At 37.2% G+C, this 20,444-nt stretch carries 20 protein-coding genes; 10 read left to right on the top strand and 10 right to left on the bottom strand.

What is annotated here, in order from left to right; translation table 11 throughout:
- Window positions 1-79 precede the first annotated feature (79 nt).
- From pgi to FW780_RS20285, 7 genes are all read left to right on the top strand, one after another.
- Window positions 80-1,720, top strand: a complete 1,641-nt coding sequence (gene pgi / locus FW780_RS20315; protein WP_149835434.1) for a glucose-6-phosphate isomerase — start codon at window positions 80-82, stop codon at window positions 1,718-1,720.
- Between the two features lie 47 nt (window positions 1,721-1,767).
- Entirely contained in the window at window positions 1,768-2,652 is an 885-nt protein-coding gene (locus FW780_RS20310) for a bifunctional 5,10-methylenetetrahydrofolate dehydrogenase/5,10-methenyltetrahydrofolate cyclohydrolase (RefSeq protein ID WP_047377306.1), read from the top strand.
- A gap of 7 nt (window positions 2,653-2,659) precedes the next feature.
- On the top strand, window positions 2,660-3,289 hold the full coding sequence (locus FW780_RS20305; protein ID WP_149835433.1) for a 7-carboxy-7-deazaguanine synthase QueE: 630 nt from the start codon (window positions 2,660-2,662) through the stop codon (window positions 3,287-3,289).
- A 43-nt stretch (window positions 3,290-3,332) separates the two neighbouring features.
- Window positions 3,333-4,703, top strand: a complete 1,371-nt coding sequence (locus FW780_RS20300) for an exopolysaccharide biosynthesis polyprenyl glycosylphosphotransferase (RefSeq protein ID WP_149835432.1) — start codon at window positions 3,333-3,335, stop codon at window positions 4,701-4,703.
- Between the two features lie 103 nt (window positions 4,704-4,806).
- Complete coding sequence (locus tag FW780_RS20295) at window positions 4,807-5,559, top strand: MlaE family ABC transporter permease (protein ID WP_047381748.1); 753 nt, start codon at window positions 4,807-4,809, stop codon at window positions 5,557-5,559.
- The gene (locus FW780_RS20290; protein WP_047428831.1) at window positions 5,559-6,374 is read left to right on the top strand and encodes an ABC transporter ATP-binding protein; all 816 of its coding nucleotides are present in this window, start codon (window positions 5,559-5,561) and stop codon (window positions 6,372-6,374) included. The genes FW780_RS20295 and FW780_RS20290 overlap by 1 nt, the downstream gene beginning before the upstream one ends.
- Entirely contained in the window at window positions 6,358-6,969 is a 612-nt protein-coding gene (locus tag FW780_RS20285; protein ID WP_047377301.1) for an outer membrane beta-barrel protein, read from the top strand. Before FW780_RS20290 ends, FW780_RS20285 begins: the two co-directional genes overlap by 17 nt.
- 33 nt (window positions 6,970-7,002) lie before the next feature.
- Here FW780_RS20285 and FW780_RS20280 read toward each other — a convergent pair whose 3' ends face one another.
- Window positions 7,003-7,314 carry a hypothetical protein gene (locus FW780_RS20280; RefSeq protein ID WP_149835431.1) on the bottom strand — a complete coding sequence of 104 codons (312 nt, stop codon included), beginning with the start codon at window positions 7,312-7,314 and terminating at the stop codon, window positions 7,003-7,005.
- A gap of 86 nt (window positions 7,315-7,400) precedes the next feature.
- On the bottom strand, window positions 7,401-8,207 hold the full coding sequence (locus FW780_RS20275) for a M48 family metallopeptidase (protein ID WP_149835430.1): 807 nt from the start codon (window positions 8,205-8,207) through the stop codon (window positions 7,401-7,403).
- A 105-nt stretch (window positions 8,208-8,312) separates the two neighbouring features.
- On the opposite strand from FW780_RS20275, the gene FW780_RS20270 reads away from it, so the two are divergent.
- Complete coding sequence (locus tag FW780_RS20270) at window positions 8,313-8,861, top strand: DUF4251 domain-containing protein (protein ID WP_149835429.1); 549 nt, start codon at window positions 8,313-8,315, stop codon at window positions 8,859-8,861.
- On the opposite strand, the gene meaB is transcribed toward FW780_RS20270, so the two are convergent.
- Entirely contained in the window at window positions 8,858-9,850 is a 993-nt protein-coding gene (meaB, locus tag FW780_RS20265) for a methylmalonyl Co-A mutase-associated GTPase MeaB (protein ID WP_149835428.1), read from the bottom strand. The two genes, FW780_RS20270 and meaB, sit on opposite strands and share 4 nt — an antisense overlap.
- Before the next feature lie 197 nt (window positions 9,851-10,047).
- On the opposite strand from meaB, the gene FW780_RS20260 reads away from it, so the two are divergent.
- Window positions 10,048-10,341 carry a c-type cytochrome gene (locus FW780_RS20260; protein WP_077419448.1) on the top strand — a complete coding sequence of 98 codons (294 nt, stop codon included), beginning with the start codon at window positions 10,048-10,050 and terminating at the stop codon, window positions 10,339-10,341.
- Between the two features lie 20 nt (window positions 10,342-10,361).
- On the top strand, window positions 10,362-10,649 hold the full coding sequence (locus FW780_RS20255; protein ID WP_149835427.1) for a c-type cytochrome: 288 nt from the start codon (window positions 10,362-10,364) through the stop codon (window positions 10,647-10,649).
- 45 nt (window positions 10,650-10,694) lie between these two features.
- On the opposite strand, the gene FW780_RS20250 is transcribed toward FW780_RS20255, so the two are convergent.
- From FW780_RS20250 to FW780_RS20220, 7 genes are all read right to left on the bottom strand, one after another.
- Window positions 10,695-11,234 carry a tetratricopeptide repeat protein gene (locus FW780_RS20250; protein ID WP_241676954.1) on the bottom strand — a complete coding sequence of 180 codons (540 nt, stop codon included), beginning with the start codon at window positions 11,232-11,234 and terminating at the stop codon, window positions 10,695-10,697.
- Entirely contained in the window at window positions 11,227-11,886 is a 660-nt protein-coding gene (gene prfH, locus FW780_RS20245; protein WP_149835425.1) for a peptide chain release factor H, read from the bottom strand. Before prfH ends, FW780_RS20250 begins: the two co-directional genes overlap by 8 nt.
- 2 nt (window positions 11,887-11,888) lie before the next feature.
- Window positions 11,889-12,434 carry a nucleotidyltransferase family protein gene (locus tag FW780_RS20240; RefSeq protein ID WP_149835424.1) on the bottom strand — a complete coding sequence of 182 codons (546 nt, stop codon included), beginning with the start codon at window positions 12,432-12,434 and terminating at the stop codon, window positions 11,889-11,891.
- A gap of 83 nt (window positions 12,435-12,517) precedes the next feature.
- Complete coding sequence (locus FW780_RS20235; RefSeq protein WP_149835423.1) at window positions 12,518-13,909, bottom strand: RtcB family protein; 1,392 nt, start codon at window positions 13,907-13,909, stop codon at window positions 12,518-12,520.
- Window positions 13,910-13,936: 27 nt separating this feature from the next.
- Window positions 13,937-14,674 carry a hypothetical protein gene (locus FW780_RS20230; RefSeq protein ID WP_149835422.1) on the bottom strand — a complete coding sequence of 246 codons (738 nt, stop codon included), beginning with the start codon at window positions 14,672-14,674 and terminating at the stop codon, window positions 13,937-13,939.
- Window positions 14,675-15,170: 496 nt separating this feature from the next.
- Window positions 15,171-17,291, bottom strand: coding sequence for a methylmalonyl-CoA mutase (gene scpA, locus FW780_RS20225; RefSeq protein WP_149835421.1), 2,121 nt, complete (start codon window positions 17,289-17,291; stop codon window positions 15,171-15,173).
- A 138-nt stretch (window positions 17,292-17,429) separates the two neighbouring features.
- On the bottom strand, window positions 17,430-20,444 hold the full coding sequence (locus FW780_RS20220; protein WP_149835420.1) for a reprolysin-like metallopeptidase: 3,015 nt from the start codon (window positions 20,442-20,444) through the stop codon (window positions 17,430-17,432).

Raw genomic sequence — 20,444 nt, 5'->3', positions numbered from 1 at the left:
AAATCAGAAATAAATCATTATGGATTATGAGCAATTTTCATCCGATACATGATTTTCTGAACGATAAAAATTCTGTAATATGCTATCAAAAATAAATCCAACACAAACTAACAGCTGGAAAGCACTTGATGAACACTTCGGTGGAAATGATTTTGATCTTAGAACTCTTTTCCAATATAACCCGAACCGTTTTAATGAATTTTCTCTGCAAAAGGACAACTATCTTTTTGACTATTCTAAAAATTTAATTGATTCAAGAACAAAGGATCTTTTATTACAATTGGCTGAAGAAAGTCAATTAAAAGATGCCATTTCCAGAATGTTCTCCGGGGATAAAATCAACGAAACAGAAGGAAGAGCTGTGCTGCATACTGCGTTAAGAGACTTCTCAGACCGTGAGATTCTTGTGGATGGAGAAAATATCAAACCACAGATCAAAAGAGTTCTTGAACACATGAAAACTTTTTCTGAGAAAATTATTTCAGGAACGCATAAAGGTTTCAGCGGAAAAGAGATCACAGATGTAGTAAACATCGGTATTGGAGGATCAGATTTGGGTCCTGTGATGGTTTGTTCGGCTTTAAAGCATTTTAAAACAAGATTAAATGTTCACTTTGTTTCCAATGTGGACGGAAATCATATTGCAGAAGTTGTGAAAGACTTAAATCCTGAAACCACTTTATTCATCATTGCTTCCAAGACCTTTACGACTCAGGAAACAATGACCAATGCAAATTCAGCTAAAGACTGGTTCCTGAAAGCAGGAAAGCAGGAAGATGTAGCAAAGCACTTCGTTGCTTTATCTACTAATATTGAAGAAGTTAAGAAGTTCGGAATTGCAGAAGAAAATATTTTTGAATTCTGGGATTGGGTAGGCGGAAGATATTCTCTTTGGAGTGCGATCGGATTAAGCATTGTCCTTTCTGTAGGATATGAAAACTTCGAGCAGCTTCTTAGAGGTGCTTTTGATACAGACCAGCACTTCCAGACTGCCGATTTCTCGGAAAATGTTCCCGTATTAATGGGACTTCTGGGAATCTGGTATCGTAATTTCTATGCAGCAACAACCTATGCAATCTTACCTTATTCTCAATATCTGGACAGATTCGCAGCATATCTTCAACAGGGAGATATGGAAAGTAACGGAAAATGTGTTGACAGAAACGGAGAATTTGTTGAATATGAAACGGGACCTATCATCTGGGGAGAACCAGGAACAAACGGCCAGCACGCATTCTATCAGCTGATCCACCAGGGAACAGAATTGATTCCGGCAGACTTCATTGCTTATACAAAAAGCCCAAACAAAGTTTCGGATCATCAGGATAAATTATTAGCGAACTTTTTCGCTCAGACTGAAGCACTTGCCTTCGGAAAACTGGAAGAAGAAGTTGAAGAAGAATTGAGAAATGCAGGTAAATCCGATGAAGAAATAGACAGACTGATTAATTTCAAAGTCTTCCACGGAAACACTCCTACTAACTCTATACTATTCAAAGAATTAACTCCTTTTGCATTAGGTCAGCTGATCGCTTTGTATGAACATAAAATTTTCGTTCAGGGAGTAATCTGGAATATTTTCAGTTTTGACCAGTTTGGGGTGGAATTAGGAAAAGTATTAGCCAATAAAATCCTTCCTGAGCTTGAGAACAATGAAGCAGTAAGCTCTCATGATAGCTCTACCAACGGATTGATCAATTACTATAAGGAAAACAAATAGTAAGTAAAAAGAAAGTAAAAGTAAATCTATAAAGTAAAAAAGTAAAAATGGCAGAAATTCTTGACGGACTTAAAGTATCCAAGGAAATTAAAGCAGAGATCAAGGTTGAAGTAGAAAAGATTCTCGCAAGCAAAAGAAGGGCTCCACATTTGGTAGCTATTCTTGTAGGAAATAATGGTGCAAGCAAGGCCTATGTAAACTCTAAAGTAAAAGACTGTGAGGAAGTAGGATTTCAATCCAGCTTAATTAAATTTCCAAGTACAGTTTCTGAATCCGAACTATTGGAAAAAATTGACGAGCTTAATAAATCTAAAGCAGTGGACGGGTTTATCGTTCAGTTGCCTTTACCAGACCAGATAGATCAGGAAAAGATCATCAACGCAATTGATCCAAGAAAAGATGTGGATGGTTTCCACCCTGAAAACTTCGGAAAAATGGCGCTTGAAATGGATACTTTCTTACCAGCAACTCCTTTCGGTATTTTAACATTACTGGAAAGATATAATATTGAAACTAAAGGAAAAGACTGTGTAATTATCGGAAGAAGTAAAATTGTAGGAAGACCTATGAGTATCCTGATGGGTAGAAAAGATTTCCCTGGAAACTCTACTGTTACCCTTACACACTCTTATACTAAAGACATTGAAGAATACACAAGAAAAGCAGACATCGTAATTACCGCTTTGGGAGATCCTCATTTCTTGAAAGGAGATATGATCAAAGAAGGTGCTGTAATTGTTGACGTAGGTATTACAAGAGTAGATAATGACTCTCCAAAAGGATATTACCTTGCAGGTGACGTAGATTTTGACAGCTGCGCAGAAAAAGCAAGCTGGATTACTCCGGTACCTGGAGGAGTAGGCCCTATGACAAGAGCGATGTTAATGAAAAACACCATCATTGCTTACAAAACTTCGGTCTATAACGACTAATTTTAAAATGAATAAAGAAGAAGATATTTTATTAAAAGAAGGTAAAATGCTCCCTGTAATGGAGCATTTTTACACTTTACAGGGAGAAGGAGCCCACACCGGAAAAGCCGCTTACTTTATCAGGCTAGGGGGGTGTGATGTAGGATGTCACTGGTGTGATGTAAAAGAAAGTTGGGATCCGGAACTCCATCCTCTGATGAATGCAGCAGAAATTGCAGAAACAGCTGCAAAACATTGTAAAACAGTTGTTCTCACTGGCGGTGAGCCTTTAATGTGGAACTTAGACATACTCACTTCAAAACTGAAGGAGTTGGGATGTACTGTACATATTGAAACTTCAGGAGCGTATCCTATGAGCGGACATCTGGACTGGATCACCCTTTCCCCAAAGAAAACAGGACTGCCTAAAGAAGAGATCTATCAGAAAGCTCATGAACTTAAAGTGATTATTTTCAATCAGCATGACTTTACATTTGCACAGGAACAGGCCTCAAAAGTTTCTGAAAACTGTAAGCTTTATCTTCAAAGCGAATGGAGTAAAAGAGATGATATGTATCCTAAGATCACGGATTTCATCCTGAAACACCCGGAATGGCAGGCTTCAGTACAGACTCATAAATATCTGAATATCCCGTAAAAAAGCTTAAATTAGCTGGGCTTATCCGCTATAATACCGATAGATGCAGAGAATTCGATACTCTAGATACCTGAAATCGATCATTATGTTGCTTGACCTCATGGTTATTGCATCTATCTTCATATTCTTTTTTATAAGCAGAAACGAAAGTTTAAAATACAATAAAGAAACCTGGTATCAGAATATCTTTTCTCTGATTCTGTTGTTTTTGTTCTGGGTGCTTCTGAGCGGTAGGACAAAAATATACAACATTCCGAGGAACCTTACCTATACCTTGTTTCTTGAACGCCTTTTAATCCACTTCCTCTTTTTTATACTTGGCGTACTGCTTATAGGAAAGGTAAGTAACAATGTATTTTTCAATTCGGATATATACTGGCTCTCACTTTATCTTTTCATTTTCATCTTCCTTGTAAAGTCATTAATCTATTTTGCAATCAAGTACTTACGATCTCTTGGTGCCAATTACAGGAATGTAATGTTTTTGGGAGACAGCCACTCTACAGAAATCCTGAAAAATATTTTTACAGACCGTAAAGATTATGGATACAGAATATTTGAATACGAAAATTCCGATCTCAATATTAATGAGCTGGTTGCTTTCTGGAAAAAGAATGGGATTCATACCCTGTTTTTATCTATGGAAAACTCTTATGGTGAATTGATTCAGAATGAGCTTTTCAAATTGGCAGAAGATAATAAGATTCATATTTCACTCATTCCGAGTATCACACAAAGCGATTTTTTCCTATATGATCTTGGATATATACAAACCCAGCCGGTCCTTAATCAGGCACGATATCCTTTAGATTATTATTCTAATTTTCTGATGAAAAGGACGTTTGATATTTTGTTTTCTGTTATCATACTGGTTTTTGTCTGCTCGTGGGTATTTCCGATCATTGCAGTTTTAATCAAGGCAACTTCCAAAGGTCCGGTATTTTTTCTTCAGAAAAGATACGGTTTCCATGAAGAGGTATTCAATTGTATTAAATTCAGAACAATGGTTGTAAATGATGAATCCACAACTAAAACCACATCGGTAAACGATTCAAGGATTACCAAAGTAGGTAAGTTTTTAAGAAAGACCAGTCTTGATGAGCTTCCACAATTCATTAATGTACTGAAAGGAGAAATGTCTGTAGTAGGCCCGCGCCCTCATATGCTTTCTGTTGATAATTATTATAAACCAAAAATAGGAAGATACAGCTTAAGAAGTATGGTAAGTCCCGGTATCACAGGATTAGCACAGGTAAATGGGCTGCGCGGTGACTTCGGAGACGTGGAAGTAGAGATGAAAAAACGTGTTCTGGCCGATACTTTCTATGTAAGAAACTGGAGTTTTGTACTCGATCTGGTGATTATTTTAAAAACCGTTTTTTTGGTTATAGGCGGAGATAAAAATGCAAAATAAAGAGCAGGACCAGGCCAATATTGAAATAATTTTAACACAAAACCAGGCTTTAGTCTTATTCTCGACTGTAGCCCAATTAAATAAAAAAGTCTAATTTAGCAGTATGTTAAAAAAGTTTTTCACAGCAGTAGGGGAATACATGATCCTCTTGGGAAAATCCCTGCAGAAACCTCAGAAAATGAGGGTTTTCTGGAAGCTGTTCATGAGAGAAATTAATGATTTGGGAGTAAATTCTTTCGGACTTGTCATCTTCACATCCATATTCGTTGGAGCGGTAGTGGCTATTCAGATGTTCAACAACTTTGATGCTTCATCTTTTCCCATTCCGCCTTCATTTGTAGGATATGCAACGAAAGCGGTTTTGGTTCTGGAATTTGCCCCTACCATTATCAGTCTGATTCTGGCGGGTAAGGTAGGTTCTTATATTGCATCAAGTATTGGAACAATGAGGGTTTCCGAACAGATTGATGCATTGGATATCATGGGAGTAAACTCACCCAATTTTCTGATATTTCCTAAAATTATTGCCTGTATGCTGTTTAATCCCCTTCTTATTGCAATCAGTATCGTATTTGGTATTGGTGGTGGTTATATTGCCGGGATTTTAACAGGAAACTGGACAGAAAACGATTATATCGTTGGTATTCAGATGTATATGCCTAATTTATTTATTTACTATGCATTTACCAAGACTATAGTGTTCGCTTTTATCATTGCAACGGTTCCTTCTTATTTCGGTTACAATGTAAAAGGAGGATCACTGGAAGTGGGTAGAGCAAGTACGCAGGCAGTAGTATGGACAATGGTATTCATTATCATTTCTGAATTAATTTTAACCCAATTAATATTAAGCTGATGATTGAGGTAAAAGATCTTAAGAAAAGTTTTGATGATGTTGAAGTATTGAAAGGAATTTCAACTTCATTTGATAAAGGAAAAGTAAACTTAATCATTGGGCAGAGTGGTTCCGGTAAAACCGTTTTTTTAAAAAGTTTATTGAATGTTTATATGCCGTCTTCAGGGGAAATCCTTTTTGATGGTAAGGATATTAATACCATGACTCGAGATGAAAAACAACATCTCCGTTCAGAAATCGGAACCGTATTCCAGGGAAGTGCATTATTTGATTCCTTAACTGTGGAAGAAAACATCATGTTCCCTCTTGATATGTTTACCAATCTTACCTACAGAGAGAAAAAGAAAAGGGTTTTTGAAGTAATAGGACGAGTACATCTTGACAAAGCGGAAAGAAAATATCCTTCTGAAATTTCCGGAGGAATGCAGAAAAGGGTGGCGATTGCCAGAGCGATTGTCAACAATCCTAAATACCTGTTCTGTGATGAGCCCAATTCCGGACTGGATCCGTATACTTCAAAGATCATTGATGATCTTCTTTACGAGATCACCAAAGAATATAATACCACAACCATCATCAATACTCACGACATGAACTCTGTAATGACGATTGGCGAGAAAATTGTATACCTACGATTAGGAATCAAAGAATGGGAAGGGAATAAAGACATCCTGATTACCGCAGGCAATAAAAATCTGATTGATTTCGTTTATTCTTCAGAACTGTTTAAAGAGCTGAGAGAATATTTACTTGAGAATAATAAAACGATTGAAACTACAAATACAAAAATAGACGATAATGAAAAAGGTACTTAGTATAGCGTTAATAGGATTTTCAATGTGGGCTTCTGCACAGATTTCACTGGCAGGTAAGGCTAACTTAATCTTTCCTACCGGCTCTCCTTCCTGGTCTAATATTAAAGGAACAGTGAATGATGCCATTGACGGAACAGGTAAGAACAATGTAGGTTTCAATGTCGGACTTTCATTAAAAGTGGGTCTTCCTACTTCATTGTTTGTGATGCCGGAAATCTATTATACTCACTTCAAAAATGAGTTTACTACAGAGAACACTACTTTTGATGTTAAAAGCAACCGTATAGATGTTCCGGTTCTTTTAGGATATAACCTTTTGGGAAATATGTTAGGTGTTTTTGTAGGTCCAGTTGGAAGTTTTAACTTAAACAAGGATAATACTTACAACGATTTCAAAGAAAATGCTAAAAATGATTTTACTGTTGGCTACCAGTTTGGGGCGCAGCTTGAAATCAAAAAGCTTATTGTAAATGCAAGATATGAAGGAGCTTTCAGTAAAGACGAAAGAAACTTTATCAACAGAGTTTCCGGTTCGGAAATCAGATATGATAACAGACCTAACCTGTTTATGGTAGGTTTAGGATATAAATTCTAATAAATATCGAAATAACAACTTTAAACCCTCAAATTAAATTTGAGGGTTTTTATTTTGTTCTTCAAGTTCAGCCTGGCGTTTTGCAATATCTGCAGCCTGTTTTTCAAGCTCTTCTTTGTCTTTCTGCAGCTGTTTGAATTCTTTTTTCTTCTGTTCCGCTTTTATAGCGCTTCCTTTGCTTACATAACCTACCATTCCTCCAATGATAAGCCCTATTCCCACTCCCGCCATTATTCCCATAATGTGGGAAATTTTGATTTGTTCTACGGCAAAATCAGTCGTCAGATAGAAAAGTAATGCAGAAACAGCCAAAAGTATAAGTCCGGTAATTGATAAACTCTTCATAATATTGTGTTTAGGTGGTTACATAAAAAAGCCTTATCAAATGTACTAAAAATTTAATAAGGCCTTATTCAAGATTAAAATTCTAATTATATTTTTCCTCCCGCAGCCTTATAATATTCTAATGCTTTCGGAAGATCCTTATTGATATCTGAAATTCTTGTTTCCGGATTCGGGTGAGTAGATAAAAATTCTGGTTGTCTCGCTCCTGTAGATGCCGCTTCCATTCTGTTCCAGAAAGGGATTGCTGCTCTTGGATCATATCCTGCCATAGACATCAGGTAAAGCCCCATTTCATCCGCTTCTGATTCCTGACCTCTTCCGTATTTCAATAAAGCTACTTGTGAACCAATAGGATATACCTTCTGGAAAACACTTGCCCATTGTGAATTTGAGATTGTTCCTCCCAGGATTGCACCTCCGTACTGAGCTACCATTGCCTGAGAAATCCTTTCATTTCCGTGGCCTGCCAGTGCGTGGGAAACCTCGTGTCCCAGTACTACGGCAAGTCCGTTATCGTCTTTTGTAACCGGTAAGATTCCGGTATAAACGGCTACTTTACCACCAGGCATACACCAGGCGTTCAGTTCGTTGCTTTGCAGAAGATTAAATTCCCAGCTGTAACTGGCCAAATCTGCTGATCTTCCAATACTTTGATAATATCTTTCTGCAGCACTTTTAATTCTGTTTCCTACATTTACCACTCTCTTTGCATCTGCCGTACCGGTAATCACTTTACCTTTAGACAATGTCGTCTTGTATTCCTGTGAAGACATTGTTAAAATTTCCGAATTGTTGGCCAGCTGTAAAGACGATCTTCCGGTAATCGGGTTTGTAGTACAGGCAACAGCCGACAGAGCAATAGCTCCCATTCCTAATAGATGTGTAACTTTCATAGTTTGAGTGTTAATAATTCAACCTTAACAATTTTTATTCCAAAATATTTCAGAAAGAATATATTTGCATACATTTTGCTGTTTAAATTTAATAATTATCTCATTATGAAAAAGTATATTTCTTTACTAATGATTTTTGGATTCCTGTTCTTATTTCAGAGCTGTGCTTCACAGGGCTCATTAGATTCAAAAACGGTGGATACTTTAGTAGATTCTCAGGAGTTTACTTTCTATGCACAACGAGCCAATCCTACAAATTATGATGTTATCAATGTCCTGAACTCAATGCCTAATGCTACTGCAACGAGGGTACTTAACCTGAACGGAGATTACACCATTGATGTCAGTAAAAATGCACTGGATGTAGTTCTTCCTTATTTCGGAAGATTATTTAATCCGACTTATGGAAATACGAATGATAACAGCTACAGATTTACCTCAAAAGATTTTACCGTAAGTAAAACTCAGAATAAAAAGGGAACCTGGACATTAAAGTTCAAGCCTAAAGATGCAAAAAACGTAGACGAAGTAAATATTGAAGTTTTCAAAAACGGTAAAGCATTCGTTTCTATGAGAAGTAATGACAGACAGCCCATTACTTATGATGGATATATTTCTAAAACTGAGGTAAAGCAGGAAAAGGAGAAACCTTAATGTCTGTTTTCATTAGATAAAAATTTTTCAACAAATAATTTTGCTTCAGTACTTGGGTTAGAAACCATTGCTGAAGCATTTTTTTTATGCATATCATAAGCTTCTTCTATGGTATTACTCTTTTTCATCAGGGATAAAATATATTCCTGAACCCAATATTCAAATCTCTTTTCAGCCTGCTGAACACGGATTTCTTCAAAACGACCGCTTTTCTTTTTCAGATCGATAAACTCGAAAATTTGATCATAAACCTCCTGTAATCCCTCGTTATATAGAGCAGAACCTAATAAAACAGGAATTTTCCAGCCTTTTTCTTTTGGTGGAATAAAATCCAGAGCCCTTTTTAGTTCCAGCCTTGTATTTTTTGCTTTCTGAAGGTTATCCTGATCTACTTTATTGATAAAAATAAGGTCTACCATTTCCATGATTCCGCGCTTTATTCCCTGAAGTTCGTCTCCACCTCCAATGATTTTAAGGAATAAAAAAGCATCGGTAATATCAGCAACAAGGACTTCTGACTGCCCTACTCCAACAGTTTCGATCAAAATATAATCGTATCCTGCTGCTTCACAGATCATCATCGTTTCAAAAGTAGTATTGGCTACTCCTCCTAAAAAACCTGAGCTGGGGGAAGGACGTATGAAAGCATTTTCTTCTTTGGCAAGTTCTTCCATTCTGGTTTTATCTCCCAGGATACTTCCTTTATTGATTGCTGAACTCGGGTCAATAGCCAGAACAGCCACTTTTTTTCCCTGCGCAATAACTAATCTGCCGAAGTTTTCTATAAAAGTAGATTTTCCTGCTCCCGGAACTCCCGTTACTCCCACTCTTACAGAGTTTCCGGTAAGAGGCATAATTTTCTTTAAAAGATCTTCTGCCTGTACCCTATGTTCTGCTTTTTTACTTTCAACCAATGTAATAGCCTTTGCAATCAGGCGTTTGTTTCCTGACTGTATTCCGTCTATTAGCTCTTCTGTAGAAAATTTCATTGATTCAAAATTAATAATTAAAATGGGAATGGTCAATAGCCGGCTCATAATGATGAAACAAAAGACTTAAATTATCTTCATTTGGAATTACTGATTTTTCATAAAATTAATTTTTATTTCTTCTAAATTAAAACTACAACGCCCTGTATCAACGGCTTAAGGAATTTATTACATTTGTTATATATCAAAAAAGAAACATGAAAAAACTCATCGCTGCGGCTTCGTTTACTGCTATTTTGCTGGTTTCCTGTACGCCGAAAGCTGCTACGTCCACTGCTACTGCAGGAACTTCAACCTCTACTGCAGAACAGATTGCTCAGGGGAAAACAATTTTTGAAAACTCTTGTGGAAGATGTCATAAATTACCAGATCCTGCTTCACACAATCCTGTACAATGGGTAGGAATCATGAATTCTATGGCTCCAAAGGCAAAACTAACGGATGAACAGCACCAATGGGTTTATGATTATATTGTTTCTGCGAAGAAGTAATCATCAAACAAAAATATGGTATGAAAAAACTCATCTTATCCGGCATCGCAGCATCCGCATTTATGGTATCCTGCGGACCAAAAAGTGTGGCTGTAACAGGGCCTAAGTATACCTCATCTGAGCAGTTGGCACAAGGAAAAACCATTTTTGAAAATTCCTGCGCAAAATGTCATAAGCTGCCAGAACCTACCAAGCATGACGATAAGGGATGGATCAACACGTTAAGCAGAATGGCTCCAAAAGCTAAACTGAATGATGACCAACATCAAATGGTGTATGACTATCTTATCTCTGTAAATAAAAAATAAGCTTTCAATTGAAAGCTTATTTTTTTAATATGGCCTGAAAACAGATTATTCTGCTTTTTTTACAATTCTTGTTCTGGTTACTTTTCCTTTGACCAGCTTTTCTCTATCTTCAATAATTTCAAGTGCGGCACGGTTGTAAGCAAATTTTTTGGCTTCTTTAAGGGTTGCTAAAGCCTGTTTATATTCAAATTTTCTTTCTTGGAGAAGAGACAGACAGTTCAGAATTTCCGATTTGTCAATTCCTTTGAGCTCTAAGGCAAATGCTATCAATTTTTCTGCTTCTTTATAATCTTCATTATTCAAGAGACATTCAATGTAATATTTGGGCGTATTGACATTTCCGATGTTACTCTGCATGGCTTCATCGAAATACTTCTTTGCCGTTTCATAATCTTTCAGCTCTTCAGAATATACCCTTCCCATAAGACAAAGGCTGTCTGCATCTTCTGGTTCATAAGACAAGGCATAGTTCAGGGCATCCATACATTCCGAAAGGTTGAATGGAAAATAGTCTAATGCTTCAAAATAATATTTACTTTTAGTTAAGGTCATTGTGGTAGTTTTTAAGTTCATTTTTTTAGACATTTCTTTGTTTTTTGAATGTCCTGTCTTCGTAATTCTTTTTAAAATCTGTCCCTGAAAATGTCCGGACAGGATTTCCACGTTCTACCTGCATTTGAAGAGACCAGGTTTCTCTTAGTTTTCTTTCCAACTGTTGAATATGAACTGCCATTACCTTTTCTTTTAATCTGATAATGGATAGTTTTTTATTCTCCAGCTGTGAACGTGAATCCTGTACAAACACTGTTTCTTTGGTAGGGATATGAGTGGCACGCACAGCAGTATTCACTTTGTTTACGTTTTGCCCTCCGCTACCCTGGCTTCTCGCTGTCTGAAACCGGATATCTTTTTCATTGAAATCAATCATTTTTAAATTTTCCAATTCAAAAATTCCGATAAACCAATTACTTCTTTTATGTAGTTTCCTGAATGTACTTTTTCCTATCCAGCAAACGCTTCCCAGCCAGTTTTTTAAAAAAAGGTTTACCTCTTTTCCTTTTAAAAGGACAGTTACTGATTTTAATGTCAGATTTTCATCACCGTTTTCCCGATGAATGATTTCGTAATCTATTGTATTTTGCTTTGCCTCTTCAAGAAAGATCTTCAAAACCTTGGCTACTACCCACTGGCATTCTAAAGGTCCTCTTCCTGAAGTGATCTGTATTAATTTTTCCATTATTATGTTGGCATTTTGCTTAATAAAGGGTGTCCAACGGGATCTATACCCTTTTGTAATAAATCTTTTGCAGCCATTACTGCCCAGCATTTGTCACTGGAATGAATATTTCTGTAAAATGAAAGTAAAATATCGGGTCTCACAACGGTAAAACCATTGGCTTCGATAGTTTCAAGCTCATCTCTTTCAAAGAAATCAATGGTAATTCTGTGAAACTTATCATTTTCCAGTTCTACTGTTTTCTCATATCTACGGAAGTTTTCCTCGCTCGGCAGATGATCATACCGAGTCCAGACTTTCTGAAATCCTTCCTGCTGAAGAATGATAACCACGTCTGCAACATTTTCTTTCTTTACAAAAACATCAATATCCTTATGGTCGTGAGCATGTTTATATTCTGTATGTCCTTTTTCTGACATAAAATGCCATGCCCAACCTCCTGATATAATGATTTTATCTTTTAATATATTTAAAATTTCGAGTCCCAGCCAGATTCTGAACTCCGGCCAGACTTCACCATATCTTTTTATGTTATGTGGTGCTCCCATTTTTTTTGTTTTAAGTTAAAAGCTGAAGGTTTATAGTTGACAGTTCACTATTTTCAACTGACAACTATAAACGATCAACCAAATTATTTGTCCATTCTCACAATTCTCGGCTGGAATGTTCCGAGGATGTCTACCAACTCACTTTGCGCATTCATTACTTCATTGATGTCTTTGTAGGCCATAGGTGCTTCTTCTGCATTTCCACCCATCAGTGTGACATTTTTAAGCTTTAATTCTTTTTTAATATCATGCTGAGTGAAAAGGTTTCTGCATTCTCCCCTTGAATGGGCTCTTCCCGCGCCATGAGATGCTGAATTCAGTGATTCCGGATTTCCTTTTCCGCGAACGATAAACCCTTTCGCTGTCATGGATCCGGGAATCATTCCCAGTTCATTTTCATTGGCAGGTGTTGCTCCTTTTCGGTGAACAATCACTTCTTTTCCGTTATGGATTTCTTTCCAGGCAAAGTTGTGATGGTTTTCAATTCTGGCTTTTACTCGTCCTCCGACTGCTTTTACCAGTCTTCTGTGAATATCATCATGGCAGGCAGAAGCATAATCTCCGGCAAGATTCATTGCCGTCCAGTATTCCAATCCCAAATGTGTGCTAAGGTCCAGCCAGGCAAAGTTTTGAGCTTCTTTAGGTAATGGACACTGTTCTGTTGCTACTCTTGAATAATATTGGGCAATCTCTGCTCCGAGACCTCTTGAGCCACTGTGAGAAAGTATTCCCAGATATTTCCCTTTTGGCAGGCCAATCTGCTCGTCTTCTTCGGTGATTTCTACTTCTCCGAATTCTACAAAGTGATTTCCTCCGCCTGAGGATCCCATCTGTTTGATTGCTTTTCCTTTTAATCTTCTTAAGATCGGGATCATATCGAATGTATCTCTCTCGAAAATCTCATGGTCTATATGAGATTTATGCGTTTCATACATTCCGAATTTTGTGTGTTCGGCAAGAGCTTTTTCATATTTATCTCTTGCTCCTTCAAGATATGAAATAGGTGTATCCAAAATACTGAGGCTCATTCTGCAGCCAATATCCATTCCTACTCCGTAAGGAATAACTGCATTTTCCACGGCAAGAACTCCACCAATTGGAAGCCCATAGCCGCTGTGGGCATCGGGCATTAATGCTCCCTGAGTAGAAATAGGCAGTTTCAAAGCAGTATACAACTGATTTTTTGCCTCTTCTGAGATATTGTTTCCAAAAATCTGAAATGAAACACGCTGTGAGTTCAGCATTCTTTTTTCTGTTTTTTTGGATGAAAGCAGGGTTTCTGCAATTTGTCCGAAGGTGAGATCTTTCTCAAATTCTTCCGGATTCAGCAGGATTTCCTTTAAAAGAGATTTTACATGGTGAATATTCTTCGTTGCAAAATTTCTTTTCATGACTTCTAATGCTACGTTTATGCTTTGGTTATTTGGATAGCCCAGTTTTAATATATCTTTTCCTTTTAGTTTTAAATTTCCCATTGTTTTTGTTTTAAATAACAGTTGGACTTATACGTCCTGTAAGCTTTCTGCAATCTCTGTTGCAGACATGGTGCAGGCAACATATTTCCTGCTCTTGATAAGTGGAATATCTTCTCTTTTTCTTCTCCATGGATATGATCTGCCATAAATTGTTTTGTGGATAATTCCTACAATTTTATGCTGTCCTAAATAATCTCCCAGTTCTGCACATTCTTTTTCTAATTCAAAGTCTACAGGTTTATAATGGGTAATCATATTAGGTCTTGTACGCAGAGCAAATCTCCAGGGTTCAATAAATTCGTAGTAAGGAACATAAGTTTTCCTGGCAGGACAATATTCTTCCTGTTTCAGAAAATACTGTCTTTCTCTTGGTGTAAGTCCCAATTTCGGATCATTCCAGGAATATGAAGAAATAAGTTTGAGCTTCTGTACTCTTTCTACATATATTCTCCGTCCGAATTTTCTTTTCTTTTTCAAAAACAGTCGGCTTTCTGAATACATGTATGTATTAATTTTCTTCAATATTCCTTCAAAGAATTCTCCGTCTTTAGATCTCATTACATCTTCCCTTACCGCAAAGAATCTTACAAATCCTCTTTGATATGGTTTTTCTAAAGGAATCCATGGGATATTTCTTCTTATATCCCAAAGTTCATCACTACGTCGATATTTTTTTCTTATCTGCTTTTCTACATCTTTTCTAATTGTTCTTTTTCTGCTTCTAACGCTTCTCAGGCGGAAAAACAGAAGGTTATCATTTTCCATTAATTTTCAATCAACTAAATATTTAGTTGACTTTAGTATTTGTCATTTTTAACAGGAAAAGAAATAGATTCTTCTTCCGTCAAAATGACAAGATGAATGTTATGAACGGGTGAGAAAAACTCTGCATGTTGAGATTTTTTCTCTTCGTTCGTAATGACACTAAAAAAGATTTCGGGTAAACTTGGGAGTTTGAAATATTGCGCAATAAAAAACCCGAAATCTCTACGACTTCGGGTTTTGATATTTCATTGTACTGTTATTCTAAGAATGTACCAAACCACGAAGCCTTACCACCATAAGGGGCAATCCAACTGTAGAATTCTGATTTGTTCTGAACATTGCTTCGTTGTTTTTAATTGGTTAAACTTGATTTTCAGGTGCAAATATATAAATTTTTCTGAGAATCAAAATATTTTTTTCACCTAAGGTGAATAATACTGAGAAAAATAGCATCAATAATCTATGAATCTCTGTGCTGAAATTAAAGTTTTTCTGTTTATTTTTCTAAAAATCTTTCTAAAATTTCTACTGCACATTTCGGAAGGTTAGTTCCAGGTCCGAAAATAAAGTCTGCACCGTTGGCATAAAGGAATTCATAATCCTGTTGTGGAATTACTCCCCCTACAACGATTGTGATATCATCTGCTCCCAGTTTGGACAGTTCTTCCACTACTTGCGGAACCAATGTTTTGTGTCCTGCAGCTAATGAAGATACTCCCAGAATGTGGATATCATTTTCCACAGCTTGTTTAGCTACTTCTTCCGGTGTCTGAAATAAAGGAGCTACGTCTACGTCAAATCCCATATCGGCAAATGCTGTTGCTACTACTTTTGCTCCTCTGTCATGCCCATCCTGTCCCATTTTGGCAACCATTAATCTTGGACGGCGTCCTTCTTCTTCTTCAAATTTCTGAGTCAGATGAAGGGCTTTTTCAAAGTATTCATTTTTACCGGCATTCATAGCATATACACCAGAGATTGTTTTAATATTTGCTTTATATCTTCCGAAGGTTTCTTCCATGGCATCGCTCATTTCGCCAAGGGTAACTCTTCTTCTTGCCGCTTCGATACATAATGCCAGAAGGTTTCCTTTTCCTGTTTTTGCGCTTTCACGGATTTCATTGAGTATCTGTTCCACAGCTTCAGTATTTCGTTCAGCTTTAATGGTATTCAGCCTTTCGATCTGCTTTCTGCGGACTTCTGTATTATCAATGTCTAAGATTTCTATCTGATCCTGTTTTAATGATGATTTGAATGAATTCACTCCGATAATGAATTCTTCTCCACTGTCTATCTTAGCCTGTTTTTTAGCGGCAGCTTCTTCAATTCTCATTTTTGGAATTCCGGCTTCAATAGCTTTAGTCATTCCTCCTTCCTGTTCTACCTCATCGATGTACCTCATCGCTTCCTCGATCATTTGCTGAGTAAGGCTTTCCACCAAATTACTGCCTCCCATTGGGTCTACCACATCACATATTCCGCTTTCCTGCTGAAGAATGATCTGTGTATTTCTTGCAATTTTTGCGGAATAGTCTGTAGGAAGAGCAATGGCTTCATCAAGCGCATTGGTATGAAGAGATTGTGTTCCTCCCAGCACTGAAGACAAAGCTTCAATGGCTGTTCTTGTAATATTATTGAAAGGCTCCTGTTCTGTAAGAGACCATCCAGATGTCTGGGAATGGGTTCTTAACGCCAGAGATTTTGCATTCTGAGGATTAAACTGCTTTAAAAGGGTTGCCCAGATGTATCTTGCAGCACGCATTTTAGCAATTTCCATGAAGTGATTCATCCCGATAGCCCAGAAGAAAGATAACCTTGGGGCAAAATCGTCTACATTCATTCCTGCTTTTATTCCTGTTCTTACATATTCAAGACCGTCGGCCAGTGTGTAAGCCATTTCAAGTACCGGTGTAGCACCTGCTTCCTGCATATGGTATCCGGAAATAGAAATTGAGTTGAATTTTGGAATGTTTTGCGACGTATATTCAAAAATATCTGCGATAATCTTCATGGAAGGTGCCGGCGGATAGATATAAGTATTTCTTACCATGAACTCCTTTAGAATATCATTTTGAATAGTTCCTGAAAGCAGTTCCTGTTTTACTCCCTGCTCTTCTGCTGCTACGATATAGAAAGACAGGATAGGAAGTACCGCCCCATTCATGGTCATAGATACTGAAATCTGATCTAATGGAATTTCATTGAAAAGAATTTTCATGTCTTCTACAGAGTCAATAGCAACTCCTGCTTTTCCAACGTCTCCTACTACTCTTGAGTGATCTGAGTCATATCCTCTGTGTGTTGCTAAGTCAAATGCTACTGAAAGTCCTTTCTGACCTGCGGCAAGGTTTCTTCTGTAAAAAGCGTTGGATTCTTCGGCAGTAGAAAATCCTGCATATTGACGGACTGTCCACGGTTTTTGAACATACATGGTGGAATACGGTCCTCTCAGATAGGGCACAATTCCTGGAGAAGTCTGCGTTAAGGATTCATCTTTTACATCTTTTTTCTCATAGGATGATTTGAGTTCAAGCCCGTCTTTTTCAAAATTGTAAATCTCTCTTTCCTGAGGTGATACATTAAAATCCGGTTTTTTCACAGAAATTGTCTTTCGCATTCCAATTATTTTTGTCCCCGTAAAGTTAATTTTTTTGAACGAAACATGAAACTTCTGTTAATATTCTGTTTTACATCAATTTAGCAAAAGAAAAAGGCCGGACAAATGCCCGGCCTTTATTATTAGTAAATAGTCTGCTTATTTTTTAATAAGCTTCGTATTGTAAGTATTTTTGTCATCTTTTATAGTGATCACATACATACCTTTGATTAATGAAGCAACATTAATTCTCTGTCCATCAATCTGACCTTCCTGAGCTAATCTTCCGTCAGCAGTATAGATTTTGTAATCTGCCTTACCTTTAAGATTTTTAACTTCTACGAAAGTATCTGCAGGGTTCGGGTAAATTGAAATTTCAGTTGATTTTACATCTTTAGTTTCATTTACCGCAAGAGTTTCTGTAATTTTCACAGAGAAATCTTTGAATGAACCTTGTGAAATAACGCCACCTCCCTGTACTGGAACTGATGGGCTGCCACATGGTCCTGTAGCTGCATTAAAGAAAGTATTTGCTACTCTCATTCTCAGGAGTTTGTCTCCAGCATAGGCAGTAGCAGGAACAGTAAATACCATAGTTCCTGTATATTGTCCATTCGCAGGAGGAACAGTTGTTTTGGTACCTACTTTCTCTGTAGCTTCAAAAACTCCGTTTCTGTTAAAGTCAATCCAAACTTCCATTTTGTCATTATACCCTGCTGTGTTACCAACATTGAAATAAGACAATGTATATTGTGTCCCTTTAACTAAATTAATTTGTTTCGTTACATCTTCAGTAAAATCCTGATATGTGCTGAAAATAGTTTTATATGTTAATTGAGAGTAAGCCAGGTTTGCTAAGTTTAATTGAGCTAAACCACTGTTAAAGCTAAAGCTTGCAAAGCTGTTTCCTCCTGTTGTCATTAAACAATAGTCTGAACCAGTTCTCAATCCTTTTGTTTTGAATGCATAAGTAGAAGAGAATGTTCCTGGAACTGTATTCACTACTGCAGCTACCTGAACTTCATAGTTTGTTTCATCTTCAAGAGAGTTCAATAATACAAAATTAGTAGTGCTGGTAGCATTTGTCCAGTTTGTTTCTCCCAATTTTCTATATTTAACAGCATATGTAGCACCCGGAACGCCATTCCATCCAATTGTTGCAGATGTTTTAAGGATCTCTGTTGCTATTGATCCCACTCCTGTTGGAGCATCTGTAGTTGATGTAGGAGCAGTTCCCACTATAATCTTAGGAGATACGGCATAAAATACATTTCCAATGGCAGAAATTCTCAATTTAACAGGACCTGTTAAACCAGAAGGCATCTGAGCTGTATAACTTCCTGTGTTAGGAGTAGAAGCTACAAGCTCTGTCCATGCTGCTCCGTTCACAAGATCTGTTGTGTATTCAATTTTAACATTAGCAGCATTATAAGGTGCAGCGTTGGTATTAGCTACATCCCATGAGATTGTATTAGCTGCATTGTTATATAATGTTGTGTTATCAATAAGACCAGTAAATTTGAAAGGTCCGTCATTGGTAACTGTTACCGTAGTTTCAGCAGATACCAACATTGGTTTAGCAGCATTCTCATCTCTAACAGTTACTGCATATTTAAGTGTTCTTGGAATATAAGAAACGGTTTCCCATTTGGTTTTATCAGTTAAAGATCCTCCCATAACCACAGGAAGACTTGGGAAGTATCTTCTTCCACTTGCTGTTCCAAAATAAGATCTTGTTAAAGCTCCTTGCGCATTGTATCCCCAACCACTGTCTCCTGAGATTGAGTTGTAAGAATCAACACTGTCATACTGTTCCCATGTATATTTAATAGGATCAGCATCTGTAGCTGTAGCATCCAAATAATATGCAGTTCCTTTTGGAATACTGTAAGCAGGAAGAGCTGAAATTACCGGAGCTGTATTTGTTGTTATATTTTCTGATGTTCCACATCCAGGCTTACTATCCAAACTATTAAGAACCTGATTAATAGAAGAGTAATGGAAATAAGCATCGGTAAAGTTCTGAACATTATCTCCTGTAATTCCGGCATACCCCATAATCGTAGTTCCTCCTCCCGGTTCTATATTTACTCCTGAACCTTCTGAAACGTGTGAGAAAGTATGGTTACCTCCCAGCTGATGCCCCATTTCGTGAGCAACATAATCTATATCGAAAGAATCTCCTACAGGGTTTGTATTCTGTGTAAATGCAGATCCTTTTGCTAGTGATGTAGCTGTAGCAGGATCAACACATGTAGAGCCGATAGATCCGGCATTTCCATTACCTCCGGAGGCATTGAAAACATGCCCCATATCGTAATTAGCATTTCCTACCGCGCTTGTTAAAGTCTGCTGAAGCTGTAAATTTAAATTTCCAGTATAAGGGTCTGTAGCAGGATCAGTATAGATAATATTCGGAAGATCCTGAATAATAAGTTTGATTGCAAAATCCTTCTGGAAAATACCGTTTACACGAGTCATCGTAGCATTCATCTGAGTAACCGTATTGACTGTTCCTCCAGACGGATCAAATTTCTTTGTATATTCTCCTGTTGTTGAAAGAGCTAATCTATACGTTCTGTATTTTGTACTTGCCGGTCTGTTTGTAATTCCTACATTAGAAAGATTTTTTTTCCCGAAGGCTTCCAAAGACTTTATATCTTTTAAGCTTTTTTCTTCTGTAGTACATTCAAAGCCATGATCAGCATCTGTTCTTTTCGTTTTATAAAAAACTCCATACACCTGCTTATCTGTAGTAATAGGTTCTATGAACTGGAATTTTCCGTCTTTTATAATCATTGACTGCATTTCAGTAGGTGCAGTACTGAATCTTACATATTTACCCGGGTCATCTACCCCTACTCCTATATAAGATCCTAGCTGATATCTGTCTGCCATAGATTTTTCCATAACAGGATCACTATACACTGCAAACTTTTCAATCTTTCCTTCTGCTGTAGGAAGAGATACAATAACAGCCTGAGCCCCTTTTCCTGTTTCTACAGCATCTTTTAAAATATTTCTAAGAGCCTGCAAATCAAATCTGTAAGAAAACTGAACTTCTACTTCTTTTCTGATTTCTGATGTCCTTTGTGAGGCAGGTTCCCACCTCTGTGCATTAAAACTGGATAGCCCAGCAGCCAATGCACAAACTAGTAAAATTCTCTTTTTCAT

Origin of the sequence: Chryseobacterium sediminis, from assembly GCF_008386505.1 — a bacterium.
Lineage (GTDB): Bacteria > Bacteroidota > Bacteroidia > Flavobacteriales > Weeksellaceae > Chryseobacterium > Chryseobacterium sediminis.
Note: the sequence above shows the minus strand (reverse complement) of the source record. Positions and strands in the feature narration are given on the sequence as shown.